At 39.2% G+C, this 20,728-nt stretch carries 19 protein-coding genes; 5 read left to right on the forward strand and 14 right to left on the reverse strand.

The window, feature by feature from the left end:
- Window positions 1-5 precede the first annotated feature (5 nt).
- From B5D82_RS18830 to xdhA, 6 genes are all read right to left on the reverse strand, one after another.
- On the reverse strand, window positions 6-512 hold the full coding sequence (locus B5D82_RS18830) for an ureidoglycolate lyase (RefSeq protein ID WP_081153888.1): 507 nt from the start codon (window positions 510-512) through the stop codon (window positions 6-8).
- 24 nt (window positions 513-536) lie between these two features.
- Window positions 537-878 (reverse strand): hydroxyisourate hydrolase, encoded by a 342-nt coding sequence (uraH, locus tag B5D82_RS18835; RefSeq protein ID WP_081153890.1) that lies wholly within the window; start codon window positions 876-878, stop codon window positions 537-539.
- Complete coding sequence (gene uraD / locus B5D82_RS18840) at window positions 875-1,375, reverse strand: 2-oxo-4-hydroxy-4-carboxy-5-ureidoimidazoline decarboxylase (RefSeq protein ID WP_081153892.1); 501 nt, start codon at window positions 1,373-1,375, stop codon at window positions 875-877. Before uraD ends, uraH (B5D82_RS18835) begins: the two co-directional genes overlap by 4 nt.
- A 267-nt stretch (window positions 1,376-1,642) precedes the next feature.
- Entirely contained in the window at window positions 1,643-2,560 is a 918-nt protein-coding gene (gene xdhC / locus B5D82_RS18845; RefSeq protein ID WP_081153894.1) for a xanthine dehydrogenase accessory protein XdhC, read from the reverse strand.
- A 16-nt stretch (window positions 2,561-2,576) separates the two neighbouring features.
- Window positions 2,577-4,934: a xanthine dehydrogenase molybdopterin binding subunit gene (xdhB, locus tag B5D82_RS18850; RefSeq protein ID WP_081153896.1), complete on the reverse strand. Its 2,358-nt coding sequence runs from the start codon at window positions 4,932-4,934 to the stop codon at window positions 2,577-2,579.
- The gene (gene xdhA, locus B5D82_RS18855; protein ID WP_081153898.1) at window positions 4,927-6,384 is read right to left on the reverse strand and encodes a xanthine dehydrogenase small subunit; all 1,458 of its coding nucleotides are present in this window, start codon (window positions 6,382-6,384) and stop codon (window positions 4,927-4,929) included. Before xdhA ends, xdhB begins: the two co-directional genes overlap by 8 nt.
- 382 nt (window positions 6,385-6,766) lie before the next feature.
- Between xdhA and B5D82_RS18860 the strand changes: the two genes are divergently transcribed.
- On the forward strand, window positions 6,767-7,255 hold the full coding sequence (locus B5D82_RS18860; protein ID WP_245807518.1) for a MarR family winged helix-turn-helix transcriptional regulator: 489 nt from the start codon (window positions 6,767-6,769) through the stop codon (window positions 7,253-7,255).
- A gap of 79 nt (window positions 7,256-7,334) precedes the next feature.
- On the opposite strand, the gene B5D82_RS18865 is transcribed toward B5D82_RS18860, so the two are convergent.
- Window positions 7,335-8,171 (reverse strand): bifunctional allantoicase/(S)-ureidoglycine aminohydrolase, encoded by an 837-nt coding sequence (locus B5D82_RS18865; protein WP_081153902.1) that lies wholly within the window; start codon window positions 8,169-8,171, stop codon window positions 7,335-7,337.
- Between the two features lie 2 nt (window positions 8,172-8,173).
- Window positions 8,174-10,357 carry a malate synthase G gene (locus B5D82_RS18870; protein ID WP_081153904.1) on the reverse strand — a complete coding sequence of 728 codons (2,184 nt, stop codon included), beginning with the start codon at window positions 10,355-10,357 and terminating at the stop codon, window positions 8,174-8,176.
- 332 nt (window positions 10,358-10,689) lie between these two features.
- Between B5D82_RS18870 and uraH (B5D82_RS18875) the strand changes: the two genes are divergently transcribed.
- The 4 genes from uraH (B5D82_RS18875) (at window position 10,690) to B5D82_RS18890 (ending at window position 13,704) form a co-directional block, all read left to right on the forward strand.
- Entirely contained in the window at window positions 10,690-11,043 is a 354-nt protein-coding gene (gene uraH / locus B5D82_RS18875; RefSeq protein ID WP_081153906.1) for a hydroxyisourate hydrolase, read from the forward strand.
- 120 nt (window positions 11,044-11,163) lie between these two features.
- A complete protein-coding gene (locus B5D82_RS18880; RefSeq protein WP_081153908.1) occupies window positions 11,164-11,601 on the forward strand; it encodes a YtoQ family protein in 438 nt (145 codons plus the stop codon).
- Window positions 11,602-11,642: 41 nt separating this feature from the next.
- Window positions 11,643-12,542 carry a universal stress protein UspE gene (uspE, locus tag B5D82_RS18885; RefSeq protein WP_081153910.1) on the forward strand — a complete coding sequence of 300 codons (900 nt, stop codon included), beginning with the start codon at window positions 11,643-11,645 and terminating at the stop codon, window positions 12,540-12,542.
- Window positions 12,526-13,704, forward strand: a complete 1,179-nt coding sequence (locus B5D82_RS18890) for an MFS transporter (protein WP_157673936.1) — start codon at window positions 12,526-12,528, stop codon at window positions 13,702-13,704. Before uspE ends, B5D82_RS18890 begins: the two co-directional genes overlap by 17 nt.
- 113 nt (window positions 13,705-13,817) lie before the next feature.
- Here B5D82_RS18890 and puuE read toward each other — a convergent pair whose 3' ends face one another.
- The 6 genes from puuE to B5D82_RS18920 form a co-directional block, all read right to left on the reverse strand.
- Window positions 13,818-14,738 (reverse strand): allantoinase PuuE, encoded by a 921-nt coding sequence (gene puuE, locus B5D82_RS18895; protein WP_216629002.1) that lies wholly within the window; start codon window positions 14,736-14,738, stop codon window positions 13,818-13,820.
- Window positions 14,739-15,177: 439 nt separating this feature from the next.
- Window positions 15,178-16,527 carry a uracil-xanthine permease family protein gene (locus B5D82_RS18900; protein WP_081153914.1) on the reverse strand — a complete coding sequence of 450 codons (1,350 nt, stop codon included), beginning with the start codon at window positions 16,525-16,527 and terminating at the stop codon, window positions 15,178-15,180.
- A 27-nt stretch (window positions 16,528-16,554) separates the two neighbouring features.
- Window positions 16,555-17,292, reverse strand: coding sequence for a hypothetical protein (locus B5D82_RS18905; RefSeq protein ID WP_081153916.1), 738 nt, complete (start codon window positions 17,290-17,292; stop codon window positions 16,555-16,557).
- A 134-nt stretch (window positions 17,293-17,426) separates the two neighbouring features.
- The gene (locus tag B5D82_RS18910) at window positions 17,427-18,635 is read right to left on the reverse strand and encodes a urate hydroxylase PuuD (protein WP_081153918.1); all 1,209 of its coding nucleotides are present in this window, start codon (window positions 18,633-18,635) and stop codon (window positions 17,427-17,429) included.
- Window positions 18,636-19,181: 546 nt separating this feature from the next.
- Entirely contained in the window at window positions 19,182-19,829 is a 648-nt protein-coding gene (locus B5D82_RS18915; RefSeq protein WP_081153920.1) for a TetR family transcriptional regulator C-terminal domain-containing protein, read from the reverse strand.
- A 38-nt stretch (window positions 19,830-19,867) separates the two neighbouring features.
- Window positions 19,868-20,569, reverse strand: coding sequence for a GntR family transcriptional regulator (locus B5D82_RS18920; protein ID WP_081153922.1), 702 nt, complete (start codon window positions 20,567-20,569; stop codon window positions 19,868-19,870).
- Window positions 20,570-20,728 lie beyond the last annotated feature (159 nt).

Raw genomic sequence — 20,728 nt, forward strand, 5'->3', positions numbered from 1 at the left:
TTAATCTAGCATTCGGCAATAACTAATGAACCATCCAATTCCAGTACGTCACAGTTATCACCATTGCCACCTCTATCAATCACTAAGAAGTCACTTTCACTACCCAATGCTAAACAGAAATGATGCCAAGTACCTTTATGGTAGTTAACACCTTGATTTGAATTCGCCAAAAATATTTCGATTTTATCAACGTCAAATTCACCAGCAGGTGCAACCACAACAATATAAGGATTTTGCCCCATAGGAATGAAAGCTTGGCTACCGTGAGGATGACGTTCCATCATTTTAATCGCGATAGGTTGAGCGAGGGGCGTCGAACGAAATATATTTACAATCGGGTGGCCGGTTTTATCAGTCACATCAATTTTAGCTAAATCATGGTAGCGCTGAGTAAAACCATCATTGATTTCAATTATTTTAGCTTCAGCATTGGCTTCAATAACATCACCAAAGGCACTGAATGCAGCACTTGTTAATGGTTTTGGCGTAATTGTTTTTCTATTTTTGGTCATTTTAATTTCCTGCATAATTTATTCTTAGCTACCACGGTATGTTGAATAACCAAACGCAGTTAACAACAATGGAATATGGTAATGACTCGGGCTGCCATCTAGCTCGAACACGATATCTACATAAGGGTAAAAACCTTGTTCTTTATTTGCTTCAAAATAAGGTTTAGTGGCAAAGTGCATACGATAAACGCCCGCAGCTAGTACAACATTATCTGCTAATAATCCAACAATGCGACCATCAGCGTTAGTCACACCTGTTGCTAATTCATTCCAGCCATCACTGCTTTGAGCAAACAAGGTAATAGGTAAATTTTGTGCCGGTAAACCACGCGTTGTATCAAGCACATGAGTCGTTATTTGGCTCATATTAGTTTTTCTAAACGTAAGTGAAATATTTTGCGTTGCTCTTCTGCGGCATTAGCCAGTTCAGTCGCTTTATCGTTAGGTAAACGTGCTTGCAATAATGCCACCATTTGCGCAGCACTTTTGCCGGTTGCACAAACGATAAAAATAAAACCAAATTTTTCCAGATAATCTGCGTTACCTTGCGCTAATGATTCAATCACTTGCTCTGTTGCTTCACTGACTGAGCTTTGTTCACCACTGGCAAGCTCTTTGGTATTAGCATATTTTGCTCTTAGGGTGTCAACGTTACCAATTTGTGGGTGACCTTCAAACGCTTCTAAATAGTCTGCTTCAGTAAGACCTTGCCACGCTGTGTCAGCTTTTGTTTCTAAATCTTGTTTATCAGCAAAAGGGCGAGCCTGAACCATGCCTGATACCCACGCTGCTGATGTACAGCACTGCATAAAAGTGTGGGTGGCTTCGTCGACGGGTAAGTCATTTAATTGTGCTAAATTCATAATACTTCCTATTAATTTTTTGTTGCTTAAATAGTCAGGTGCAATAATTGACTACGTCACTATCCACCAATTTTACTGTTCTCATTAGCAGCGCTTTCAATCCCCTGCTTTAAAGTTATAAATTTGTTGAGGATAACTATAATACTCTCTTTATTAGGGGATTCTAACGTAAAGATATTTCACATTGTAAAACGTAATTAATAATATTTTCTAAAATAACAAGGTGTTGAGACGTTGTTATCTAATGAAATAATAAACTTACAAACGTTAGTCGGTACTGAGTAATTGCTTTAATTCTTGCCAATGAATGCCCTGCTGTGATTTAGGTCGAGCTTTGCTAGCAAAATTTTCATCTACACTTTGTTGATTACCTTGTTCGTGTTGCTCATTTATGACCGCTAATTTGACTTGTTGAGCTTGGTAAACATTAATAATTTCGGCTGATACAGACACTGCAACTTCCATCGGTAATTTACCGCCTACTTCTGCTAAGCCAATGGGGCAACTCATTCGAGCCACTTGTATTTGATCAATATCTCGATGTTTATAGCGTTGTTGAAAGCGACGCCATTTGGTGTTTGAAGCAATTAAGCCTAAATAATGAAAATTTGCCCGCTTTAAAATGGCTTGTGATATTTCAAAATCCATTTGATGATTGTGCGTCATAACAATGAAGTAGCTATTAGCTGGCATGCTAGCTACTTCGAGTTCAGGCGAGTCACTGACCACTTTATCGACATTTTCATAAGACGAAAGATCAGCTGGAAACTGCGCTTCTCGGCTATCGACCCATGTAATTTTGCAGGGTAGTTGCGCTAAAATAGGCACCAATGCCTTACCAACATGCCCGGCACCGAACAACATAATATTTACGCCTGTAGCAGCAAAACATTCAAATAACACCGACGTGTTGCCACCACAACATTGACCTAAATTACTGCCCAGTTGAAAGTGCTCAATATGTTGGCAACTTTTGCCTGAAACTAGCATTTTTTTAGCGTATTTAATCGCTTTGTGTTCAAGGTGACCACCGCCAATAGTGTCAAAAATATCATCATGACTGATAACCATTTTTGTACCACTATTTCTTGGCGTTGAGCCAGAAACGCCCACCAAGGTCACTAATACATAGGCTTGACCTTGTTTGCTTAACTTATAGCTAGCGCTACTCCAGTTAGTTGTCATAATCTGCTCGCAATGCTCACGCGTTATCTTTCATGGCTTCTACTGCCCAAAGTACGCGTTCAGGTGTAGCCGGGGTGTCCAAATCGGGACTTAATTTGTAGTCGGATACACTTGAAATTGCATCTTTAAGTGCCGACCAAACCGATATACCTAACATAAATGGCGGTTCACCAACGGCTTTTGAGTTATAAATAGTTTGCTCACGATTAGGATCGTCTGGGACTAAATCAACTCTAAAATCGCTTGGCGTATCGCTAATAGCTGGAATTTTATAGGTTGCAGGATTATTCGATAATAATCGCCCTTGCTCGTTCCAAACCAACTCTTCAGTGGTTAACCAGCCCATTCCTTGAATAAATGCGCCTTCAATTTGGCCAATATCAATGGCCGGATTCAATGAATGCCCCACGTCATGCAAAATATCGACACGTAATAATTTATATTCACCCGTTAAGGTATCAATTAATACTTCGGATACTGCAGCACCGGTTGAGTAATAAAAAAACGGTCGACCTTTACCTGTAGCGCGATCAAAATGAATTTTCGGCGTTTTATAAAAACCGGTTGAAGAAAGTGACACTCGCCCCATGTAAGCTTGCTGAACAAACTCGGCGAATGAAAATTTATCTTGGCCGACAATGACATGGCTTTCTTTAAAACTAACTTCAGCTTGGTTAACGTTATATTTTTCACAGGCAAACTCAATCAAACGAGCTTTGATGGTTTTAGCCGCCGCTTGTGCCGCTTTGCCGTTTAAATCTGTTCCTGAAGATGCTGCTGTTGGCGACGTATTCGGCACTTTATCGGTGCGTGTAGCAGAAACGCCAACGGTATCAACATCGACTTGAAATTCTTCAGCAACAATTTGCGCCACTTTAGTATATAAACCTTGGCCCATTTCAGTACCGCCATGGTTTAAATGAATAGTACCGTCGGTATAAATGTGCACTAAGGCACCGGCTTGGTTTAAATGCTGAACAGTAAACGAAATACCAAATTTTACTGGTGTTAAAGCAATGCCCTTTTTCAATAATGTATTTTCGATATTGAACTGGCTAATGCTTGCTCTGCGCGCTTGATAGTCTGAACTTTGCTCTAATGAGGAAATTAATTCCGCCATTTTATTGTGTTCAACCGTTTGATGATAATGGGTGACGTTGCGATCATCTTTACCGTATAAATTGATTTTACGAATTTCTAACGGGTCTTTACCTAGGTGGCGTGCAATATCGTCCATCACCATTTCGATGGTCATCATACCTTGTGGTCCGCCAAAACCACGATAAGCTGTGTGGGAAACCGTGTTTAATTTACAGCGATTTCCCGTGACCGTTGCTTGATCTAAAAAGTAAGCGTTGTCAGAATGGAACATGGCTCTATCGACGATGGCATCTGATAAATCAGGTGAATAGCCACAATTGCCGTTAACCTCGATATTTATGCCTTTAATTTGCCCGTCACTATCAAAGCCAACGTGATAATTATTTTCAAATGGATGGCGTTTACCTGTCATGCACATATCGTCTGACCGGCTAAGTTTAAACTTAACAGGACGTTTTGTTACATTGGATAAAAGCGCCGCTAGACAAGCCCATGGTGCCGCTTGGGTTTCTTTACCACCAAAACCACCGCCCATTCGACGCGTATCCACAATCACTTTATTAAGCGGAATATCGAGTACTTCAGCCACGAGCTTTTGTACTTCACTCGGGTGCTGTGACGATGAAAATACGGTCATGCCGCCATCTTCGGTTGGCTCAGCCGTTGAAACTTGACCTTCAAGATAAAAGTGCTCTTGCCCACCGACTGAAATTTCACCTGATAACTGATGAGTCGCTTGCTCAATAGCTGTCGCAGAGTCACCACGTTTCATCGTAAAAGGCGGTCGAACAAAGCTTTGCTTTGCTAAAGCATCTTTAACCGTTAATACCGCAGGAAGCGCTTCATATTCAATTTTGGCTAACTTAACCGCACGCCTAGCCAAGTCATGGCTAGTGGCCGCAACAGCAAATATTGGCTGGCCGATATAATCAACTTTACCAATGGCTAATACCGGATCTCCAGGGAACACGGGACCAATATCAGTATGTCCAGGAACATCTTCTACTGTGATCACAGCGACAACGCCTTCAGCTGCTTTTACGGCCGATAAGTCGATACTTTTAATCAGTCCATGCGCAATCGTACTTTGCCCTGCTGCAGCATGAAGTTGGCCACGAAGGCTTGGTCTATCATCAATATATAGCGCTTCACCACTGACATGTTTGTCAGCACTTTCGTGCTTTTTCGATCGACCTACTCCACCTTGGCCGACTGACGCTAATTCATTGTTAATATTTTCGTTAGAATGTTTTGTATTTATAAGACTACGCATAATTAACTACCCGAGTTTCAATATTTTTACTTTGTAGTTCCAAGTAACATTTTTGGATTAAATTTTGTGCGACTTTCATGCGATATTTATCAGAAGCGCGAACATCAGACATAGGTTGAAAGTCTTGCGTTAATGCCTGTTGCGCGGCAGTGACACTTTCGCTATCAAAGGTTTTATTTAATAAGGCGGCTTCACATTGTTTAGCACGCATGGGAATACCTGCCATGCCTCCGAATGCGATACGAACATTCGTGACAATATTATCTTTAAGTTCGATATTAAAAGCGGCTAAAACAGCTGAGATATCATCGTCAATGCGCTTAGATATTTTATAAACTTTCAATACTTGATCTGGCTTTGACTTAGGTATGTAGATATTTTTAATAAATTCAGACGCTTTTAATACCGTTTTTTTGTAATCAACAAAGTAGTCTTCTACGGCTATTTTTCGCTCTTCATTACCACGTTGTAAGGTCATATGAGCGTCTAAAGCGATTAGCGCTGGTGGCATATCACCAATAGGCGAAGCATTACCAATATTGCCACCTAAGGTGCCATTATTACGAATTTGTCGTGAACCAATACGTTCAATCATTTCGCCAAGCTCATGATATTCCTCATGTAGCATTGGGGTAAAATCACTGTAGGGTACTGCTGAGCCGATAATGAATTCTTCAGCGCTATTTTCTAAGGTTTGTAATTCAGTGACATCACCCAAATAAACCAGGTCTTCAATGATGGCTAAGTTTTGTGTCACTGACAGCGCGAGATCAGTCGCACCCGCAACTAAAATTGCTTGCGGATTTGATAATAACTTTTCGGCCAATTCAGCTGTACTTTTTGGTGCAAAGTAACAATGACGCGTATTAGAAAGCTTAGCTGATGGTAGCCCTTTAAAGTCATTCAACTGTTGCACGGTTTGGTTATAATGTTGTGCAAATGAGTCAGCTTCACAATGTTCACTCGATGCTATAGCCGCATCGATAATAGATCGGTATCCGGTGCAACGGCATAAATTTCCTGCGAGTGCTTCTAGCACTTCTTCACGGTTAGGCTTGTTGTTATGTTTATGTAAAGCAAATGAGGACATAACAAAGCCTGGTGTGCAAAAGCCACATTGTGAACCATGATTATCTACCATAGATTGTTGTACATGATGAAGTTTAGCGCCTTGCTTAAGGTGCTCTACGGTAATTAATTGTTTACCGTGTAAACTGCCAACAAAACTAATACAGGCATTTATCGATTTATAATTAAGTGTTTGGCTATCTTTCCCTAATTCAGCAATAACCACAGTACAAGCACCACAGTCGCCAGAAGAACACCCTTCTTTCGTTCCACTATTAAAGCGCTCTTCACGTAAATACTGCAAAACAGTTAAATTGGGATCTATGTTCTCTATCGTCACAACATCGTTGTTTAATAAGAAACGAACTGCACTTGTAGTCATAATTAGTTCCGTGGTTAATTTTGTAAATGTTTTATACTTTAAATATATCAGAATAAAAACCTGACACAAGTGTCAATTTATTATTTTACCGGTAAACTTTCGATAAAATTCAATTTTAAGAAAGCACAGCAGCACATAAAGAAAATAAACACTTTAAAATCAACTTATTCCCTCAAAACTTTAAAATAAGTCTAAACAAAAGTTAAATTGATTTTTTTAACTTTGCTTAAACCTGGCTCTAACTCAACTGTAACTGAGGTATAAATTAGATAACCCGCCTAGTAACCTTGATCTAAATAGCTTTCAAACGAATAATTTGCTAGCCTTAGCTTCATTATAATAGTTTAAAATCCCAAAATTCTCGCGGGACTCTCTCGGATAAATGATGGACGAAGTCGATAAAAAAATTGAGCAATGGGCAATTCAAATGCCAGAACTTGATACCAAGCCTATGGCAATTACCAGCCGAGTGTTACGAATATCAAAACACATGAGTGATGAATTAACTAAATCATTTCGTGATTATGAGCTTACCGATGCGGGTTTTGATGTTTTAGCGACGTTACTGCGTGTTGGACCGCCACATGCACTTTCACCCAACCAATTACTTGAACAAATGCTGATCACTTCCGGCACAATGACCAGTAGAATAGACTTACTTGAACGAAAAAAATGGGTAAAACGTACGGTTAATAAAAACGATAAAAGAAGTGTCACTGTGTCGCTAACACCCGAGGGATTAAGTCTTATCGAGAAGGTAATAGTTGAACATACTCGGAGCCAGAAAGCCTTAGTTTCATGTTTTTCACCCGCAGAACAAACGCAATTTGAAACTTTGCTGAAGCGATATTTGACGCAAGTTGGTTATTAATTTCATTAGATAAAAAAACGCATATAGCATCATTGGGTAATGACAGCTATATGCGCTTAATAGTTAATTTAGCAGTATATTAATTTTTAGGACGAATAAACGGCATTTGTCTATTCACGTCTTTGTATAATAAATATCTGAATGGACCAGGTCCGCCGGTGTAACATGACTGTGGACAAAAAGCACGCAACCACATAAAGTCACCGGCTTCTACTTCTACCCATTCACCATTCAAATGATAAACAGCTTTTCCTTCTAAAACGTATAAACCATGTTCCATAACATGAGTTTCATCAAAAGGAATAACGCCGCCAGGCTGAAAAGTCACCACATTCACATGCATGTCAAAACGCATATCGGTTGGATCCATAAATCTTGTTGTACCCCAAACACCGCCAGTATTTGGCATGTCGGTACGGTCTAAGTCTTGATCACTAGTAACAAAAGCTTCAGGTACGTCAATGCCCTCAACATATTGATATGCTTTGCGGATCCAATGGAATTTTACATTAGCATCGCTATTGTTTTTTATCGTCCAGTTACATGTTGGTGGTAAATAAGCATAACCACCCGTTCCCATATGATGAGCGACACCTTCAATCGTAATGTCCATTTCACCCTCAACTACAAAAAGTACGCCTTGGGCACTTTCATCAAGTTCAGGTTTATTTGAACCGCCACCAGGCGCTACTTCAACAATATATTGCGAGAATGTTTCGGCAAAACCGCTAAGTGGGCGAGCAATAACCCACATGCGCATCTGATCCCAAAAAGGCAGATAGCTAGTAACAATATCAGTCAATACACGTTTAGGAATAACAGCGTAAGCTTCCGTAAAAATAGCTCGGTCTGATATTAATTGTGTTTGTGGCGGCAAACCGCCCGTTGGTGCGTAATATGTATGTTTGTGTGACATGCTTAGTTCCTTAATGACTGGGCTTCAATGAATTGTTTTCTATACTCATGAAGCAAAGGTTCGGTATACCCGTTTGGTTGAGTTTTACCTTTAAATATTAAATCTAATGCTGCTTGAAAAGATAAGCTCTTTTCAAAATCTGCAGACATAGCTTGATAATTGTTATCGTGCGCATTTTGCTGGTCAACGATGACCGCCATTTTTTCTAAAGCGGTTCTAACTTGCGATTCGGTCAAAATACCATGTTCAAGCCAATTACAAATATGCTGGCTTGAAATTCGTAAGGTTGCTCTATCTTCCATTAAACCAATGTTATTAATATCAGGGACTTTCGATGCGCCCATACCTAAATCAACCCATCGAACTACGTAACCTAATAGGCCTTGTGCGTTATTGTTTAGCTCTTTATCGATGGCTTCTTTACTGAGATCTTTTACGTTAGTCAGCAATGGTACCGTTAGTATATTGTCGATACTTGCACGGACTCTTTTGGTAAGTGTCTTTTGTATCTCAAACACCTTAACTTGATGATAATGCATAGCATGAAGTGTCGCACCAGTTGGCGAAGGTACCCAAGCCGTATTAGCACCGGCTAATGGATGAGAAATTTTCACTTTCATCATTTCAGCCATCTCGTCTGGGATGGCCCACATGCCCTTGCCAATTTGCGCTTTTCCTGCAAACCCACAAGCTAAGCCTATATCAACATTCCAGTCTTCGTAAGCTTTAATCCAAGGTTGTGCTTTCATATTACCCTTTGGCACCATAGGACCGAGTAACATGCTAGTGTGTATTTCATCGCCTGTTCGGTCCAAAAACCCAGTATTAATAAATACAACCCGGCTTTTAACAGCGCGAATACATTCTTTTAAGTTTACGGTAGTGCGCCGCTCCTCATCCATAACACCAATTTTAATCGTGTCTCTAGAAAGGCCTAATGCATCTTCAACCGCGTTGAATAACTTATTAGCAAATGCTACTTCTTCAGGGCCATGCATTTTAGGCTTAACAATATAGACATTGCCATTTCTAGAGTTGCGATGAAGGTTATTTTTTTGTAAGTCATGTAAGGCAATCAAGGTACTTATCATGGCGTCCATGATACCTTCTTGAATTTCAAAGCCGTCTTTGTCGACTACAGCTGGGTTAGTCATTAAATGGCCAACATTTCGGCAAAATAACAAACTGCGACCATGAACAGTAAAACTGTTACCTGACAGATCTTGAAACTCTTTATCAGCTAAAAGTACACGTTTAGTTACTTTACCAGACTTTTCAATGCTCTCGCTTAAATCACCTTTCATTAAGCCAAGCCAATTGCGATATACGTGGATTTTTTCTTCGGCGTTAACGGCAACCACTGAATCTTCAAAGTCTTGAATGGTGGTTAGTGCTGACTCTAAGGTAATATCTTTTATACCTGCAGCATCTGTTTTACCAATAGCCGACATGGCGTCTATTTCAATCGCTACACGTAAATCGTTATGTGTTAACAGCATTGAACTAGGGTTTTCTTTTTGTCCTTGATAACCGATAAGTTGCTGTGCGTTTTGTAGCTGAGTTGTTGCGCCATCAGCTAATTTTACATGCAGCTGTTTGTTGTCAATATAATAACAACAAGCGTGCTTATGTAAGCCTGTAATTAACGGAAAATGCGAGTCTAGAAAGTCTCGTCCGTAGGCGATAACTTTATCGGCTCGAATAGCATTGTGCGCTCGGCCTTTTTCAGCGCCATCTTCGTCACTAATAACATCAGTACCATAAAGTGCGTCATACAAACTGCCCCATCGAGCATTTGCAGCATTTAATGCAAAACGAGCATTAGCTGTAGGTACGACTAACTGTGGCCCAGCTTGTGTGCTTATTTCAGTATCGACATTCGAAGTGCTTATTTGAAAGTCTTCACCTTCTGGTACCAAGTAACCAATTTCCATGAGAAATTTTTTGTAGGTTAAAACATCAAAATTACCTTGATGCTTCAAATTCCATTGATCTATTTGTTCCTGTAAAGCAATGCGCTTAGCTAATAATGCTCTGTTTTCTGGCCCTAAATCATGGGTGATTTTTGATAAAGCCGACCAAAAATGTTGCTCAGTAATATCCAAACCGGGTAATACTTCTTCTTTTATAAAGTTTACTAATTCGTTATTAACCTTTAGTAAGTCTTTTTGTTGATAATTTGTCATGTTGTTATTTACTCACTACTCTTGGATATTTAAAGCTTCAATACCGTTAAATGTAAACAAATATACAACACCTGTCAATCAAGTCAACCAATTGCATACATAATTGTTGACAATTAGAATAAAAGTAATCTATAGTAACCTGAAACATAGTGCTTATTTTAATCACGTGGATAGAAATATTTTCAGTAAGCGTAAATTTCAGCAAGTAATATTGGCTACATCTATACTAAGCTTTTATTTAAAATATTTCTGTCCTCTTTTTCAGGCACGATTAAAAATAAACCTACTAATAAAACCTTAGTCGGTATGAATAACGAAAAAAGGAATATTAAATGGCGAAGTTATCAACCCACGTTCTAGACACAGCAAATGGTGTACCAGCACAAGGTATTACACTAGAATTTTATCGTTTGGAAGGTTCTAACCAACGACTCATCAAAACCTTATCAACCAATAGTGATGGCCGAACAGACGAATTGTTATTAGATGATAGTAATATCGAAGTTGGTGAGTATTCGATTGTTTTTTATGTTGGTGATTATTTTTCCAAACTAACAGGTGATAAAACCGAACCGGCATTTTTAAATCGTATACCCATTAATTTTGGAATTTTTGACGCGAATGCTAATTACCATGTGCCATTATTAGTGTCGCCGTGGAGTTATTCTACCTATCGTGGCAGTTAATTAAACACCTCAGTTTGCCTGCTGGCTTAATCAATTGCAGGTAAACAAGGTTGTAGCTTTTAAATCGGCACTATAATAGCGATAGCGCGTTAACAATAAGAACTGATTAAGGAAACAAACATGAAGCAATGGAATATATATCTTTCAGGCGAAATTCATACTGATTGGCGTCAACAAATAGAACAAGGCTGCAAAGCGCTACCTGTTGTATTTACTTCACCGGTGACGGTGCATGAACTTAGTGATGCTGCAGGTGACCATTTAGGTCATGCTGAAGATCCTTTTTGGCGCGACCATCAGTCTTCAAAAGTTAACGCGATAAGAACCCAAACGCTGATACAAAACTGCGACCTGGCTATTGTGAGGTTTGGTGATAAATATAAACAATGGAATGCCGCTTTTGACGCTGGACAATGTGCCGCTTTAGGTAAACCTTACGTCACACTTCATGACGACAGTATTATCCACCCATTAAAAGAAGTCGATGCAATGGCTTTCGCATGGGCAAAAACGACATCCGATATTATCAAAATTATTGAATATGTTGTAAAACAATAATAAATATATCAACGATTAAACATCAAACAAAGGAAAACACAATGGCAGATTATAAACGTATATTCGTCGCTATAACCCCTCATAGGGAAGAACAACCAGCCCTTGCTCGTGCTGTTTTTTTAGCAAATAAGTATCAGGCCGAATTAATATTGGGCAGTTCGATGTATAACAGAAGTATTGAAAAAGCATCGGGTGTTGCAGGTGAAAGCTGCAAAGATCTTAAAAGGGAGTTGATGGACGATCAGAAAAAAGTGATGCTAGCATTAGCAGCATCACTTGGCATTGAAACAAAGACTACCTGCGTAGTGACTTGGCATAAAAAATGGTATGAAGGGGTAATTAACCTAGCAACTGAGAACAATTGCGATCTTATTATTAAAGAAACTAAGCATTACAAAAAATCAGTACGTAACTTATTCACACCTGATCACTGGAACTTACTCCGTTGTAGCCCGATTAATGTGCTGATGGTTAAAAACCATAAATGGACGTGTAACGGCGATATAGTTACCGCTATCAGTTTAGATGACGGCGATAGCGAGCATCAATGTTTAAGTGAAAAAGTGGCGAAAGAAGCGGCTTCTATGTCAAAGCTATTTGGTGCAAAATTACATTTTATCAATACGGTCAGTAAAGCACCCATGCATATAGCGGTAGATAAATCTGCTTTTGATCCCGTTAAAGTCAACGCGCGAGTGAAGCTTAAACATAAAGAACGTTTACAAACCCTCGCCGATAATTTACATATTTCTGATGTAAATATTAGAGTTGAAGAAGGATTACCAGGTCACGTTGTTCCAAGGTTATGTGACGATTTAAATGCTGAATGTTTAATACTAGGCTCTGTTGGACGTAAAGGTGTAACTGCCGCGTTATTAGGTAATACTGCAGAATATATTATCGACAAATTAGACTGCGATACTCTTGTTGTTAAAGGCTAACTACCTAAGGGCTATTACATTATTAATAGCCCTTATTCTTATTTCTCTCAATTTACGACCAGCACTCACTTCAATTGCCCCCGTTATGGAGCGTATTGTTGAGGACTTATCACTCAGTCGTGCAAGTGCGGGGTTAATTACCACAATTCCTGTACTGTTAATGGGTTTCCTCGCCCCCATTGCGCCTATTTTAGCGCGACGGTGGAGTCAAGAAAGCGTGTTAACAGCTGCTATGGCACTACTCGTCGCTGCCTTATCCATTCGTTACTTTAGCCAATACAGTTTCACGCTATTATTAATTTCAGCATTCATAGCTGGCGTTGCTATTGCTATCGCCGGCCCATTAATGTCTGGCTTTATAAAACAGTACTTTGCTCGCCATATCACGGTCGCTATCACGATATATTCGGTCAGCATTTCTGTTGGAGCATCGCTCGCCGTAGCGCTGACCATTCCGATTATAAAACTCAACAACGACCATTGGGAGCGCGGGCTAGCTGCATGGGGATTATTAGCGTTAGTCGCTTTTCTTATGTTGCTTATTTTTATGCCTAAATCAGCTAGTAACAATCAACCGGTTTACACCCATCAAAAATTGCCGTTAGATTCTTTTAGAGCTTGGTTGTTGACCGGATTTTTTGCCGCTCAATCTGGTGTTTTTTATGCATTATCGACATGGTTAGTGGCACACTTTCAACATGAGGGCTTTGATACTATTAAGGCAAGTATGCTAGCGAGCTCGTTTATGGCTTCGGGCATCATTGGTGCATTTACTTTACCCTTATTAGCAGCACGCGTAGCCAATCGTAATATACTCATTGCCGCTGTAACCCTGTCCTCGACCTTTCTGATCCTATGCATTGCTTGGCAGCCTCAATGGCACCCAATAGCGGTAGTCTCCTTATTAGGTATTACAACATCAGGTACTTTTGCGCTTGCACTTGCATTACCCGTTATGGAGTCAAGTTCGCCGCAATCAGCGTCCCAGTTATCATCTATGATGTCATCTTTTGGTTATATCGTTGGAGGTATAACGCCTTCACTGGTGGGTATTGGACGAGACATAACCGATAGTTTTCAATGGCCAATGACATTTTTGTCTGTGTTAAGCTTTTCTATGGTCATAATCGCGCTATTTCTTCGAAATAAACCTAGCGAGTAAAGGCATTAAAAAAACATAAAAAAAAGCCCAGTAAAAATAATGAAATTACTTTACTGGGCTTTATGTTACTTTATTAAATTAAACTAGCGGTTGAGAGCGAGCAGTTGAGAACCTTATTTAGCGCCGTGATGCTTTATCCAATGCTCGGCTATATCTTGTCTACGACATAACCATACATCATTAAACTGTTCAACATAGTCAAGAAACCTGACTAAACTTGCAAACCTTCCCGGTCGGCCTATGATGCGACAATGTAGGCCAATTGACATCATTTTCGGCGCATCTGCACCCTCTGCATATAAAGTATCAAAAGTGTCTTTTAAATAGTTAAAGAATTGATCGCCCGCATTAAAACCTTGTGGACTGGCAAATCGCATATCGTTTACATCAAGCGTATAAGGCACGATTAAATGCGGCTTGTTTATACCTTCAATGAAATAGGGTAAGTCATCTGCATAACTATCTGAATCATATAAAAATGAGCCCTCTTCAAGCACCAGTTGACGAGTATTCTCACTCATTCGGCCTAAATACCAACCCTTAGGTTTTTCACCGGTCATTTCTTGATGAATTGCTATGGCTTTTTGTAAGTGCTCACGCTCAGTATCAATAGATACTTTTTGATAATCTATCCAACGATAGCCGTGGCTGGCAATTTCCCAGTCAGCCTTTAACATAGCGTCTACAGCTTCTGGATTTCTCTGCATTGCCATAGCAACACCGAAAACGGTAACCGGTACTTTTCGCTCGGTAAATAAGCGATGTAAACGCCAAAATCCAGCTCTGCTGCCAAATTCATAAAACGACTCCATATTCATATGGCGTTCATTTTCAAACGGAAGCGCACCAATTATTTCAGATAAAAAAGTTTCTGAAGCTTTGTCGCCATGCAAGATACAATTCTCGGCACCTTCTTCGTAATTAATAACAAATTGAACCGCTACTTTTGCCTTGTTAGGCCAATTAGCATGCGGAACCTTCTGGCCGTAGCCTTTCATGTCTCTAGGATAATTATTCATATTTACTGATGTCATATCAATGTCAACTCAATAGTTTGATTTCTAATTTTTCATTGTTGTATAGGTCTAGTCCATTCAACAACATAAATACGGTCTTTATAAATAAGGCCTTTAAACTTTTAACAGATAAGTTAAAGATCCAGAAAATTAAAGCTTGTCGACCGTTAATCACAATAGCTTGAAAATTGGTATACGAGTAAGAAGGCTTTAGACACACGAGTTAACTCTTGGTTGTAAACGAAAGTGAAATTAGGGTGCTAAATTATCCATTAAGACAATGCGTTGCTGAACAATTAGCTGAGTTAAAGTGTGAAGACATCTTATCGTTACGTAATTTACTAAATAATCATGTTAGGGTGTTAACAAAAAATAATATTATCGAACAATAATGTTAAGTCATTGTTCGATAATATTTAATTAGGCTAGTTGCAATAGCTAACTAGCCTATTTCAACTTAATCAGGCTCGTCAGGAACGATAAGATTAAGGAATATAGCAAGAAATGCTGCAGGTAGTAATCCAGTTGCCAATAACGCTTTAGCTGTGCTTGGCATATGCTGTAAAGCACCTGGTTCAAGCATCAAACCAAAACCTAAAGATAATGATATAGCAAATATCACCATATTACGGCTTGTCCAGTCAACATCAGCAAGCATTTTCATACCTGACGATGCCACCATACCAAACATGAGTATAACACCACCACCTAATACTTCGATTGGAATGGTAGAAATAACGGCCCCTACTTTAGGAATAAACCCACAGATAATCAGGAATATTGCGCCAATAGTCGCGACATGACGACTCATGACTCGTGTCATGGCAATTAAGCCAACGTTTTGCGAAAACGAGGTGTTAGGTAAGCCACCGAAGATAGATGAGAATGAAGAACCCAAACCATCAGCATAAGTAGCCCCTTTGATTTCTGTATCAGTTGCTTCACGATCAGCACCACCTTTAGTAATACCCGAAACATCACCTACCGTTTCAATAGCCGAAATAAAGGACATTAGAACAATACCGAGAACGGCTGCAACCGTAAATTCAATACCAAATGGCAGTACTTTAGGCATTGCAAAAACAGCAGCACGACCAACATTATCAAAGCTCACCATACCCATTGTATATGCTACAACATAGCCAGATAGAAGCCCTAGTAATATCGCGGAAACTGATAAGAAGCCTTTAGTGAAAAATTTAAGACCTAGCGTTACTACAATAACAACCGAAGCAACACCCCAGTTTTGTAATGTACCGTACTCAGGTGTGCCAATGGCAGGAACGCCACCAGCGGCGTACTGAATACCAACCTTCAATAAAGAAAGCCCGATCATAGTTACAATTAAACCTGTTACTAAAGGCGGTAATGCAAAACGTAAACGGCCAACTAAAGGTCCTAGCGCTGCTTGGAATAAGCCACCAATTAAAATACCACCAGTAACTGCCGCCATAGCATCAACGCCCTTACCTGCCACTAACGGTATTAAAATTGGAATGAAGGCAAAACTTGTCCCTTGTACTATGGGTAGTCTTGCGCCAATAGGACCTGCACCAATGGTTTGCAACAGTGTTGTTGCACCCGCTAACAACATACACATTTGCATCATGTATAGCATCATAGGGAAGTCTGGCGAATTAGAGCCAAAGCCAAAACCAGCAGCACCAGCAATAATAATTGCCGGGGTAATATTCGCCACAAACATGGCAAGTACATGCTGAATACCGAGAGGTATAGCTACTTTTAACGGCGGCATATACTCAGGATCACGACACTGTTCCGGTGTTCCTACAGATAAATTAGACATAGTATTTTCCTCGTTTAGACAGCCAGACTAAAAAGTCCAACGTACCATAATTTGTGGAACTGATTCGTCACGTCCTTTAATACCTAAACGGTTTTTCCAGTATTGATATTCTACGCCGACAGCAAAGCTTTTATTTGCATGCCATAAAACTTGTGGTTGCATCAGCAAGTTGGATTCGCTGCCGAAACCGTCACCTTCACCAGAAGTCCAATCTAAAAAGCCTTCGAATGAAAATTTCTCATCACTAATAGAAAAATCCTTGCTCCAAACTAAGTTAAACTGAACAGAACTGCCATCTTTTGTCGGGTCATCACGGTATTGTAAATGCGTTTTAACAAATTTAAATCCTGAGACATTCCAATCTAAACTACCACCAGCCATTTTAACTATTTTGGTAGTGAACTTGTTAGAGGTCATATCAGCTTGAACGATACCATAAACACCTTTGATCACGCTGTTATCTTCAGGCTTGAAAAAACGGTAGCGAGGACCAAACTCTAAATGTGTACCACTGGTATTATCAGCATGATTTACATTGGTCACATCAGCGAAAAAGTAAGTATCACCCCAAGTAAAGCCAGTTGCATTTGCAATAGTAAAAATAGCTTCGTCTTTATCAGCACCATTAAAACCGCGTGCGTAATCTTGACCATATAAGCCTTCTACTTTTGTAGAGCTCCAAACTGAGGCTTGTGCAGTTGTTGCTGCGCCAGCTAAACCAACTAACAGGGTCGAGGCAGCAATAGCTGTAGTTATTTTATTCATATTTTATTCTCGCTTTTGTTGTGTTGTTGTTGTTTTGATACTTTATTTTTTACTGTTTTATTTTTTTACGGTTTTACTGTTTTACTGTTTACAGCACTTTTATTGTTTTATTATAGTAAAAAGTGCTTTGTTTATTATTTCGCTTGTTCTTGTTGATACCATGTAGCTAGCAAGGTGCGCTCTTCATCTGTCATGCCCGTTAGGTTACCAATTGGCATAGCTTTAAGCACAACAGCTTGTTGATAAATTTGCCCTGCTTGTGCTTTTATTTGTTTAGGGGTGTCGTACATGTAACCTTTTGGTGCTGCTGCAAAACCTGGCTGCGTAGGTTTTTGAGCATGGCACGAGGAACAGCGTTGCTCGATAACTGATTGCACTTGAGAAAACTCTACAAGCTTGGCAGACGAGTCTACTGATGTGGCGACTGATTTAGGTGCCATTGCCCAGATAACAGCTATCATAATTGCCATTGCTGCGATTAAGGCACCAGTTAATGGCTTACCTTCGCCGTGACGTGATACAAAGAAGATACGAATCAAGGCACCAGCCATAGATATACCCATTAATATTAACCAGTTATACTCATGACTATAAGTCATTGCGTAGTGATTACTGATCATCACGAAGATTACTGGTAAGGTAAAGTAAGTGTTATGAACTGAACGCTGCTTACCGGCTATACCCGGAGCGGCATCAACTTCTTGTCCTGCCCTTAGTCTTTCAACCATTTGTTTTTGACCAGGAATAATAACAAAAAACACACTCGCCGCCATGATAGTACCTAGCATAGCGCCAAAGGTCATGAAAGCGCCGCGACCACTAAAGATATGTGTCAAACTATAAGCTGCGATGGATACCAGAGTAAAAATCACTAGGCCTAAAAGTAAATCGTTCTTAGCTAAAGCTGATTTACATAGCATGTCGTAAATAATGTAACCGCCGAACATGAATCCTAAGCTAATCGCGATTGCTGTACCTTGAGACATGTCAACTTTACTAGCGTCGATGAGGTAAATGTCAGCGCCATACCAATAAACGATTGCCATCAAGAAGAAGCCACTGATCCATGTGGTATATGCTTCCCACTTTGACCAATGTAGATTGTCATCTAACTTGTCATTTTTTGGCCCTAACATATATTTTTGTGAGTGATAAAAACCACCACCATGTACGGCCCAAAGCTCACCAAACATGCCATTTTCTTTATCCGCAGCTTTTTTTGGCGTACTTAACGAGTTATCTAGCATGACAAAGTAAAATGATGCTCCAATCCACGCAATACCTGTAATGATATGAAGACTGCGCACTAAAAAATTTAACACGTCAAAAAAATACGCTTCCACTTGTCTGCTCCTATTAAGTAATAATGATGTCTTAGTGGCTTATCCGAGCCAATTAACACTTATCAATGTAACTAACCTTAGGTTAATTACACTATTTAACTTGGGTTTCTATTTGCATCCTATGCCAGCAACAACTTAATAATAATTTTAGTGACAACTGAGTATTGGATAAAAATTTTTACTCTGAAGTTTTTTATTAGCTGGTCTTTAACTAACCAATATAAAACTTATGAAAATTGTTTTTCCTGCCCTTGGAAAATAATGCTACTTATTTTTCACGGAGCAGATAATGATTAACAAGACTGTAAGTTTCGTGCTCATTTGGTAAACCAGCACACCTGTTTGAACTTGTTGAGTATTCATTAATCAATAGAACCTAGCATATTGAACAAAAAACACATTGTCAACAATTACGCATACAATAAACTGACACCTAAGGCAGGTCGTATTTTTGACATGATAAAAACCCCTATAAAAACTGGGTGTTGTGGATTTTTTGGAGAGAAAATAAAGTATATAAAAGTATTTTTTAGACTGTAAATAGGCTTAAAAAGACAGGCCACAGCCTTTTAAGATGATATGTTTTATGGTTTTTTTGGCTTCATCAAAATCTTCTACGCTAAGCGGTCGCTCAAAAGCAGCTTCAATTTCAACGGCAAAATTAGCATAATGCTGGGTCGCTCCCCAAATTGTAAACAGCAAATGATATGCTGACACTTTATCGATCTTGCCTTGTGCTTGCCATGCTTCAATGACTTTGGCCTTTTCAGCAATCCAGTACTTAAAGTCGGTTTGTAAATATTGGCTTAAATATGGGGCGCCATGCAATATTTCGCTGGCGAATATAATCGATGCGGTCGGATTAATGCGTGAATATTCTATTTTCGCATCAATATAATTTGCTATCGCTTGGGCGGGATCATCATTTTCGTCAATGTTAGCAAAGGCTTGGTTCCATAAATCTATAATATTTGTCAGTACCGCACCATACAGGGCTAACTTGTTTTTAAAATAGTAATGGATGTTAGTTCTTGGCAAATTAGCCGTTTCAGCAATACGTGATATTGACGCACCATTAAAACCATACTGCTTAAATTCTTGAGCAGCAGCCGCTAATATTTTATTCTTATTATGTAATCGCGTTTTCTGGTGTGAGCTACCAAAAGTGTTATCGCTAATTTCTATTTTAGTCATATCTTGATCAATTTACTTTGATTAAACATACTAATATTCTAGCGCTTTTTAAAAATATCAATTAAATCACCGCTAGGTTCTTTATCTTTTAATTGCAAGCGCGATTCAATGCCTTGCACGTGTCTATACATAAGCTCAGTAGCTTTTTCGACTTGACCTTTTTGCATCACGTCAATTAATTCGAAATGCTCAAAATGGGAGCACTTTGGGGCATCTGGTTGCTCGTAAAGCACAATAACTAAAGATGTTTGTGGAATTAACGTAGTAATAATGCGCTCAAGCGTAGCGTTTTTTGATATTTTCGCCAGCATTAAATGAAAATCACCACCTAACTGAATACCTTCAACGATATGTTCGAGATCGATATTATCTTGTTCTGCTTTTACGATTCTTCTGAGTAAATCAAAATCACTCGCGGTGGCATATTTAATCACATCTTTAACAATCGCCACTTCGATCATTTTTCGAGCTTCAAGAATATCTTTAGCTTGTTTAACTGTTGGACTGGCGATAAAAGCGCCCTTATTGGGCTGTATTTCGATAATATGATCTTGAGAAAGTCGCAACAAAGCACTACGAATAGTGGTACGCCCTACCTTGAATATTTTTGATAAGTTATCTTCTGTAAGTCTAGTACCTGGGCGTAAACGAAACGACAAAATAGCATCAAATATCTCTTGATATATTTCTTTATCACTTATTTTCTTCTGCTTTTTGTCAGCTTCTAACTTCTCTTTCATCACAATCCTAAATACAAACGAACCAGTTCATGCCAAATATTTAAGCGCGTAGTATATACCCAAACCATATTAATATGCTCGTTTCGTGTTAATTAAAAACGATTAATTGAATGGGTATAGATACTTTAACGTTAACTAGTCAGCAATTATTATCACAGC

Origin of the sequence: Cognaticolwellia beringensis (assembly GCF_002076895.1) — a bacterium.
Taxonomy (GTDB): Bacteria; Pseudomonadota; Gammaproteobacteria; order Enterobacterales; family Alteromonadaceae; genus Cognaticolwellia; species Cognaticolwellia beringensis.